Annotated in this window: 8 protein-coding genes and 1 pseudogene; 4 read left to right on the top strand and 5 right to left on the bottom strand. The window is 71.8% G+C overall.

Annotated elements, in window-relative coordinates:
* Positions 1-453 (bottom strand): annotated as a pseudogene (locus B073_RS0138530) (two-component sensor histidine kinase); the annotation flags it as partial.
* Positions 454-758: 305 nt separating this feature from the next.
* Between B073_RS0138530 and B073_RS0138525 the strand changes: the two are divergent.
* Both B073_RS0138525 and B073_RS0138520 read left to right on the top strand, forming a co-directional pair.
* Positions 759-1,658 (top strand): hypothetical protein, encoded by a 900-nt coding sequence (locus B073_RS0138525; protein WP_037814253.1) that lies wholly within the window; start codon positions 759-761, stop codon positions 1,656-1,658.
* A 287-nt stretch (positions 1,659-1,945) separates the two neighbouring features.
* The gene (locus B073_RS0138520; protein WP_018543389.1) at positions 1,946-2,638 is read left to right on the top strand and encodes a lipase/acyltransferase domain-containing protein; all 693 of its coding nucleotides are present in this window, start codon (positions 1,946-1,948) and stop codon (positions 2,636-2,638) included.
* Positions 2,639-2,681: 43 nt separating this feature from the next.
* On the opposite strand, the gene B073_RS0138515 is transcribed toward B073_RS0138520, so the two are convergent.
* Positions 2,682-3,539 (bottom strand): DUF2127 domain-containing protein, encoded by an 858-nt coding sequence (locus B073_RS0138515; RefSeq protein WP_018543388.1) that lies wholly within the window; start codon positions 3,537-3,539, stop codon positions 2,682-2,684.
* A gap of 184 nt (positions 3,540-3,723) precedes the next feature.
* Here B073_RS0138515 and B073_RS0138510 point away from each other — a divergent pair, with 184 nt between their 5' ends.
* Positions 3,724-3,909, top strand: coding sequence for a hypothetical protein (locus B073_RS0138510; protein WP_158690335.1), 186 nt, complete (start codon positions 3,724-3,726; stop codon positions 3,907-3,909).
* Positions 3,910-4,021: 112 nt separating this feature from the next.
* On the opposite strand, the gene B073_RS0138505 is transcribed toward B073_RS0138510, so the two are convergent.
* Both B073_RS0138505 and B073_RS0138500 read right to left on the bottom strand, forming a co-directional pair.
* Positions 4,022-4,720 (bottom strand): hypothetical protein, encoded by a 699-nt coding sequence (locus B073_RS0138505; RefSeq protein WP_018543386.1) that lies wholly within the window; start codon positions 4,718-4,720, stop codon positions 4,022-4,024.
* Positions 4,721-4,800: 80 nt separating this feature from the next.
* Entirely contained in the window at positions 4,801-5,211 is a 411-nt protein-coding gene (locus B073_RS0138500; protein ID WP_018543385.1) for a hypothetical protein, read from the bottom strand.
* 199 nt (positions 5,212-5,410) lie between these two features.
* Here B073_RS0138500 and B073_RS43185 point away from each other — a divergent pair, with 199 nt between their 5' ends.
* A complete protein-coding gene (locus B073_RS43185; RefSeq protein WP_018543384.1) occupies positions 5,411-6,379 on the top strand; it encodes an ALF repeat-containing protein in 969 nt (322 codons plus the stop codon).
* 87 nt (positions 6,380-6,466) lie between these two features.
* Here the strand turns inward: B073_RS43185 and B073_RS0138490 are convergent.
* A partial coding sequence (locus tag B073_RS0138490; RefSeq protein WP_026248138.1) for a HelD family protein occupies positions 6,467-8,373 on the bottom strand: 1,907 nt, incomplete at its 5' end.

The raw sequence follows: 8,373 nt of genomic DNA, 5'->3' as shown, positions 1-8,373 counted from the left end.
CCCCAACGGCGACAACACCCGCCCCGCCATCGCATAACCGAACGCGAACGCCACGATCGTCAAACCCAACAACGCCAGCAACGAACGGTTGAGGAACTGGCTCAGCGCCAGCGAGCGCTGGTCCTGGACGCAGTTGCTGATCGCCGCGTTGATCTCGCCGACCGTGCCGGAGGTCGGCAGGATGGGGCAGTTGACGTTGCTGACCCGGAGGTTGGTGCCGAAGACCCGGAAGTCCGGGGTGCCCTCCTTGAGGGTCTCGGCCGCCAGGAAGTAGATGATCGCGAGCAGGACGACACCCGCCATCAGGAACATGCCGCCATAGAGCAGCGTGAGCCGTATCCGGATGGTGGGTCGCAGCCACGGTGCGGGGCGGCGCGGGTCGCCGAGCAGAACGCGGGGGGACTTCGTGAGGACGGGGCGCGGCGGCACGGTGGTCTGCGGGGAGTTCGCCACGGTGGTCAGCCCCGATGCCCCTGCGGCGCGGCTGCGGGGGCGGGCGACGGGATGACGGGTGGGCGCACGGTGGTCCTCTGGTTCTTCCTCAGGTGTCCTGAGGCACACGAAAGTTGCCAAGACGCACCCATAGTGCTCAAAGAGCCAGTAAATCGGCAGTAAGCAAGGGGAAGCGCGGTGCCCACGAGGCGACGACTTCAAGCCAGGGCGGGGCCTGGCCGTCCCTTTCGATAAATGTCAGGCCAATGCGTTACGGTGCGTGCTGTACTTGCCATAAGCGGACATACGGACCTACAGGGGTGGGCATGCAGAAGGGGACCGCGCGGCGCACCGGCGTCTCGCTCGCGGCCGTGGCCGTACTGGCGGGCGCGGCGGGCTGCCAGCAGGCTTCCGGGAAGGCCGACGGGCCGGGCCGCGGCGCCGAGCGCACTCCGGTGCAGGCGCTCAACGCCGCGTACCAGAAGACCGCCGCGGCGAAGTCGGCCAAGGTCACGATGACCATGTCCGTACCGGCGGGCCTGCCGGACGGCGGTGAGACGAAACTGTCCGGCGTCATGGGGTGGGACCCGTTGGTCATGGACGTGACCATGAACGAGAGCCCGCTCGGGGGCGGATCGGACGGTGCCGAGAAGTCGCACATGGTGTGGCTCGATGACACCGTCTACGTCGACCTGGGCAAGCCCTCCGAGGCGTTCGGCGGCAAGCGCTGGGGCAAGTTCGATCTGCGGGCCGCCGCGTCCCAGTCCGGCGACAACGCGCTCATGCGGCAGGTCACCGCCGGCCTGGACGACATGAACCAGGACCCGGCGCAGCAGCTCGCGATGCTGCTCGGCTCGCCGGACGTCAAGCACCTGGGGGCGGGCGAGGTCAACGGCCAACGCGCCGAGCACTACCGGGGCTCGCTGGCGGTGGAGGAGGGCCTCGACTCGCTCAAGTCCGTCAAGCGCCTCACCGGCGAGCAACGCGAGAAGCTCGTCGCGAACATCAAGAAGGCCGGCGTCAAGAGCTACGACTACGACGTCTGGGTCAACGGCCAGGACTACCCCGTGAAGATGGCCGTGGACGTCAAGACCCCGCAAGGCACCGTCAAGACCACGGCGGACTACTCCGACTACGGGACCAAGGCAGCGGTGCAGGCCCCGCCCGCCGCCGACACCGCCGATGTGATGGAGGTCCTGCGGGACCTGATGGCACAGGCGGGCTGACCGGCGGCGGAACCGGACCCTCCCGCCGTCACGTCGTGGCCACCACCGCCCTGGTCGCCGACACGGCGGCCGCCCGCGGCCGTGACCACCACGGCCGGCGCCTCCGACGCCAGGCAGCAGGCCCAGCACGCCATCAAGGTCGGCCAGGCGAACGTCATCCTGGCCTCCCCCACCCGTACGTTTGGGCGGCCCTTCGCCGGTCGAGAATTCCTCTCGCGGCATCACCCGCGTCACATCCCACGCACGTCGCCCGCACCGCCCGTTCGCAACCGCCGCGGAGGTCCCCTGTGCGCCGTCTCACCGTGCCTGTCCTGTCAGCGCTGTTGACCGTCGCGGTGGCGAGCGCGCCGGCCGCAGCCGCGCCCGAGCGGGCGTCGGCCGCCGCCGACCGCCCGGTGATCTTCGTACCCGGACGCAACGCCGGCCCCGGTGTCTGGGACAGCATGATCAGCCGGTTCACCGCGGCCGGCAGGCCCGCGGACCGGCTCTTCACCTGGGACTACGACACCTCACAGTCCGCCAACGAGACGCTCGCGCCGCACTTCCAGGCGTATGTCGACGAGGTGCTGCGCCGAACCGGCGCATCGCAGGTGGACATCGTCGCCCACAGCCTGGGCAGCCTCACCACCCGCTGGTACGTCAAGTTCGGCACCGGCGCGACCAGGGTCCACCACTGGGTGTCCCTGGCCGGCCCCAACCACGGCACGCAACTCGCCTGGCTCTGCGCTCTGTACGACCAGGGATGCCGGGACATGACACCGGGCTCCTACGTCGTGACCCGGCTCAACGAGGGGACGGAGACGCCTGGCCCGGTCCGCTACACCACCGTCCGCTCGCGCTGTGACGAGCAGATCGCGCCCGTGAGCAGTACGGCACTGGCCGGGGCCGAGAACATCGAAGCACCGTGCCTGAAGCACAACGAGCTGTTGACGGACGAGACGGTCGCGACGGAGGTACGGACGGCGCTGGACTCCAACTGACGCTGAAAGCAGAACAGTTGCTGGGGGATGGGGCAGTTGTCGCTCAGTCCGTCGCCCGACCCGGTGCCACCCGCTCCAGCGCCTCCCAACTGACGTCCCGTGCCCGTACGGCGGCCTCCGCGCGGCCGCCGCCGCGCACGCCGAACAGCCGCTTGGCGAAGAGCAGATAGATCACCACCGCAAGGTTGATGAGCAGGGTGAGGACCTTGGTGACCGTCACCCGCGACAGCAACTCGTAGACCTCCGGGGCCAGCAGCACGGTGGTGGCGACGAACGTGAGGTACTCCGCCCACCGCCTGGCGAACCACAACCCGACCGCCTCGACGCCCTCCAGCAGCGCATACGCCGCGATCACCAGCCCGATCAGCCACAACGTCGAGGAACGCACCGCGAACGCCTTGGCCACCTCGCCGAGCAGCCCGCCCTCGGAGACGCCGCCGGTCCCGCCCACGCCGTTCTGCAACAGATCCATGACCCGGTAGAACGGTGCCTGGAGGCTGGCGCGCTTGTCCGCGAAGACGAAGATGCCGGCGGCCAGCGCCCCGAGCACCACGAAGTGCAGCAGCCGGTCGAGCGCGATCAGCCGCAGCACATAGCGGTCGCGCAGCGGCTTGCCGCGCAGCGGGAGAGCGATCTCGTGCCGGTCCGGCGGATAGGGACGGAGGGTCGGCGGCTGCCCGGTCACCGGTACCCAGGCATCGCACCGCAGGCAGCGGTGCCAGCGCAGCCCGTCCCGGTCCTCGCGGACCAGCAGACCGTCGCCCGGCCGCACCCGTTGCGCCCCCACGCCTTCGAGATGGTGGCCGTGCAGCGCGCAGCTCAACAGCTCGTAGCGCAACCGCCGCTTGTCGCCGCCCGTCCCGGGCACCGGGGCCGGCGCGTTGCGGTCCTTCTCCGCCATGCGTTCCTCCGTCGTGACCGGGAGCCTGGTTCTGCGAGTGCCCGCGGTGGGTACCGCGTGGCCCGCCTGAGGCCAGTTTCCGCCAAGGCGGCCGGCGATCCCGGGAACGCCGCGGGGGCGGCGCGTACGGCCGGGTCGCGTCGCCTACTCCGGAACGATCGAACTGCGAATGGAGGATGACCACATGAAAGCCGAACTTGGCCGCATGATGTCCCGCATCGCTGGGTTCGTCCTGCACGGGCGACGCCCCCGGTTCGACCACCCCGACGCCCACCGCGCCGCCCGGGCCAACCAGCACGCGGGCCTCATCGACCACTACCGGCCCTCCGCACCTTCCGCCGGCCTCGTCGACGGTGTCACCGGTCGCTAGGTCCGTCACCGCACCGATAGCCGCCGGCCCGCCACGCCCAGGCGGGCCAGCCGGCGAGTCGACGGGTCAACTGGGCGCAGCACGCGGTTGGTTGAGGTGGCGGCCGGCCTCGTCAGGTGCCCAACTCCAGGCGGTATTCGACGGCGCGTCGGGTCGTCGGGGCGAAGCCGAGTGAGAGGAGGGCCGTCTCGAAGGCGTCGTCTCCGGGCGCCACGCAGGTCTCCGCCGCCCGGATGCCGGGGGATTCCGCCGTCACGCGACGCACCGCCAACGACACGAGCGCCGCCAGCGCGTCGGCCGTCCCTTCCTCCTGGCGGTCGTGCATCAGCACCGCCCGGTCGCCGTCCACCTCCACATCGCACCAGGCGTCACCCATGCCCACCCGGAACGGTGCGCCCCCGGCGGTCGACGACGCGCGATCCCGGCCGTCAGGCGCGGCCGCCGGCCCCGTCGGCAACTCCCTCCGCCACCAGCGATGGACCTCGTCACCGGCGGTCGCCCCCAACTGCTCCAGGGCGGCAGCGGCGGCCAGGGGCATCTCGCCGGTCTCCTCGACCCAGCGCAGCGTACGGCCACCGGCGTCCCGCACCAACGGCGCCGCCGCCTCCACCAATGGCACCCGTGCCTGGGCGGAACCCTCGACCACTCCCACGAACCGGAGATCCGGATCGTCCGCTCCCAAGTCCAGTACCGCGAGCGAGCCGACGACCGACCCCGCCTCCCGCGCCACCACGACCGCGCACGTCCGGTCGTCGGACCAGAACGCGCGAGCCGCGCCGGGTTCCCGGCAGACCTGCACAGAAACTGACATAGCGCGAGTATTTCACGTACGGGACCGCGGTAATGAACGGAAGTTCGAGTGTCGGGGCGGGTGGGGGCGTCTGCGGCTGCTCAGTGGACCGTGATGGTCACCGGGCCGGAGACCGAGCGTGCCCTGGGCTGCTGGTCCTGAGGGGAGCGGCCCTCGAAGAGTACGGCGCGCAGTTGGAGGCGGCCGCGTGCCTTGGCGTGCAGGGTGGCGTTGACGGCGCCGCCGGCGTGGCGGGCGGGCTTGGAGCATGCCACGTTGTGCCAGGCGGCAACCGCCCAACGCTGTTGTACGCAGACCTTGTTGAACGTGGAGTTGTCGTCGCTCGCCCTGGCGGCGGCGCGGACGATTCCGCCCTGGCCGACCGAGTGGGGGCCGGCGGTGAAGGAGAGCGAGGACTTGGCCGAGGCCGGCGCGGTGGCGGCGCCCCATGAGGTGACCGCCAGGGCGCCGATGAGGGCGGAGTGAAGGGTGCGGCGGCGGTGACGGGTCATCCTTTTCTCCTCCATGGCCTGTCCGACGGTGTGGGCATTCGATGCGGCGGGATGGCTGCCGCGCCGTGCGCCTACCCGGCTGATCACGTCACCTTACGTCTGTTTTACGCTGTCGATGACAGTTTTTTGGTAATTCTTGGTCAAGTAGGTGTACTGCGTGAAGATGGCTCGCGTTTCGGCCGTTGTCGCTGCCGCTGCGATGGCACCGGCCGTTCTGTTCTCGTCGCCGGCGGCTGCCGCCGACCGCGTCGCATCGCCCGCCAACTCGGCCCCGGACGCATCGCCGGAGACCGGGTCGCAGACGGGAACGGCGTCGGAGCCGGGGAAGTCCGACGGGCAGGGTGACGCGGCCGCCGAGCAGGACCGGATGACGATCCTGCGGATGCTCGCGGACAAGCACATCGGCAAGGGGCTGTACCGCGAGGCCCAGCGGGCGCTCGACGGCGGCCCGGAGGCCATGCGCCACTTCCTTGAGGTCGGCCAGTACGCGGCACGTGACGAGGACAACCGCGTCACGCTGTCGACGATCCTGGCGAACAAGGGCACGGGCCGGGTGGTCCGCGAAGCGGTGGGGGAGGCGCTTGACGGCACGCCCGAGGACCGCGTGCGTTTCCTGGAATCCGGTTGGCGCTTCGCCCAGGAGACGGACGACCGGATCCGGGCCACGCAGATCCACGGCATCGGCGGGCCCCGGGTGCAGGCGGCCGCCGACAAGGCGCTGCGGGGCACGGCGGAGGACGTCCGGCACTTCCTGGAGGTCGGCCAGTACGAGGCCCGCGCCCAGGACGAGGCGGATGCGGAGGCCCAGCGGAAGGCCGAGGCCGAGCGGAAGGCCGAAGAGGAAGCGGCCAAGAAGAAGCCGGCTCCGGACGCCCATGGTGGGCACACCGGTAGCGGCACGGACAAGGAAGCGGAGGCGGGGGACAGCGCCGAGCCCGCGAAGTCGGGCAGCGGTGCCGGTAGCGGCAGCGGCAGTGTGGGTGGCGTGCGGCCCGCGTCGGTGCCCGCGTCGAGCGCCGTGTCCGCTGCCGCGGGCGGTGACCGGCAACTGGCCGCCACCGGGGTCGGCCCGGCCACCCCGTGGGCGATCGGCGGTTCGGCCGTCGCCCTCACCGCCGGTGCGGGGCTGGTGGTCGCCGCCCGCCGTCGCACCTCGGCCGGCCGCTGACGCACCGTCCGGGCCCTCGTCGTACCACCCGTACGGCGAGGGCCCGCACAGTCTGCTCCACGTCATCGGCGGTGGGCCGGTGCCGGGTCAGTCCGCCAGCGCGGTCAGACCCCGCGGCAGTGTCCCCGTGTAGAGCATGCCCAGTCGCTGCGTCGCCCGCGTGAGTGCGACATACAGATCGCTCGTCCCGAACTCCGCCGGTTCGGCCACCAGCACGGTGTCGAACTCCAGCCCCTTGGCCTGGCGGGGGTCCAGTATCACCACCGGGTTGGTGAGGTTGGGGGCGGGACCGGCGGAGGCCGTCGGGAGGGCCGCCGCCAGGGCGGCACAGCGCTCGCGCGGGGCGATCACGGCGAGCCGGCCGCGGTCGTCGCGTTCCGTCTCGCGGGCCACGGCCCGGGCGACGGCCGCCGGCAGGTCGTCGGTGCGCCGGGCCCACGGGTGGACGCCGGTCGAGCGGATCGACTTCGGAGGCACGAACGACGGGTCGAGGGCCCGGGGGACCTCTGCCGCGGCCGCCATGAGCTCCGTCGGCGTACGGTAGTTGACGCCCAGTCGGACATGCTCCCAGCGGTCGCCGACGTGCGGCGCCAGGATGGCCTCCCAGGCACCGCAGCCGCCCGGTTCCGAGGTCTGCGCGGGATCGCCGACCAGGGTCATGGAACGCGTCGGGCAGCGGCGCATCAGCAGCCGCCACAGCATCGGCGAGAGCTCCTGCGCCTCGTCGACGATGATGTGGCCGAAGGCCCAGGTGCGGTCCGCCGCGGCGCGTTCGGCGGCGGTGCGGTGGTCGGCCTCCTCCTGGCGTTCGGCGAGCCGGTCGGCGTCGATCAGGTCGTGCGCGGCCAGCACCTCGGAGTCCTCGTCGTCCCGGTCCTCGAACTCCTGGGTGCGCGAACCGTAGGAGAGGTCCAGCACGCCCTGCGCATAGGCGATGAGTTCCTGGCGTTCGGCCTCGGCGGCGGCCCGCGCGGCTGAGTCGTCCTCACCGAGGAGCTCGGCGGCCTCGTCCAGCAGCGCGACGTCCGCCGGTGTCCAGGCACCGCCGGTGCGGCGGATCGCGGCCGCTTCGGCGTCGGGCAGATGGACCGGCTCGGCGAGGAAGTCGGCGACCAGCTGCTGCGGGGTGAGGGACGGCCACAGCTCCTCGATGGCGCCGTGCACCGCGCCGCTGGTGGCGATGGCCTTGCCCAACTGGGCGATGTCGTCCGGGCCGAGGAGGTTGGGACCGCCGTAGGGGTCGGCGCCGATCCGCTCGGTGAGTTGTGCGGTGAGCGCGTCGATCACGTGGAAGGCGAAGTACGGGCGCGCGAGGTTGTGCGGCAGCAGGGTGGCCCGGGCCTGCCGGCGGGCCTCCGCCGCGATCGCGGCGTCCAGGTGCAGTTCGCCGTCCTCGTGGTCGATGACGAGGACCGGATCGGGGAGGGTCTGGTGGTCGGCCACGAACCGCGCGAGGGCGTCCGCCATCGCCGCGTCGCCCTTGACCTCGGCCGCGCGGGGCGTGTCGGTGCCGGTCGCGGTCACGCCGGGGAACAGCTCGCCGGGCGTCGCCAGCAGCACACCGGTCTCGCCGAGCGAGGGCAGCACCTGCCCGATGTAGCCGAGGAACGCCGGGTTGGGCCCGACGATCAGCACCGCGCGCCGGGCCAGCTGCTCGCGGTGCGCGTACAGCAGATACGCGGCCCGGTGCAGCGCCACGACGGTCTTGCCGGTGCCCGGGCCGCCCTCCACGACGAGGACGCCGTCGTGCGGGGCGCGGATGATGCGGTCCTGGTCGGCCTGGATGGTCTGCACGATGTCGTGCATGCGGCCGGTGCGGGCCGCGTCCAGCGACGCCAGCAGAATGGCGTCCGCGTCGGCGCCTTCGTGGCCGGTGCGCTCGGAGTCGGCGAGGTCGAGGATCTCGTCGTGCAGTGCGGTCACCCGGCGGCCCTTGGTGGTCAGGTGGCGCCGGCGGCGCAGTCCCATGGGGGTGTGCCCAGTGGCGAGGTAGA

Origin of the sequence: Streptomyces sp. MspMP-M5, from assembly GCF_000373585.1 — a bacterium.
Classification (GTDB): Bacteria; Actinomycetota; Actinomycetes; order Streptomycetales; family Streptomycetaceae; genus Streptomyces.
The sequence above is the reverse complement of the archived record's forward strand: the minus strand, read 5'-3'. Positions and strand labels throughout refer to the sequence as shown.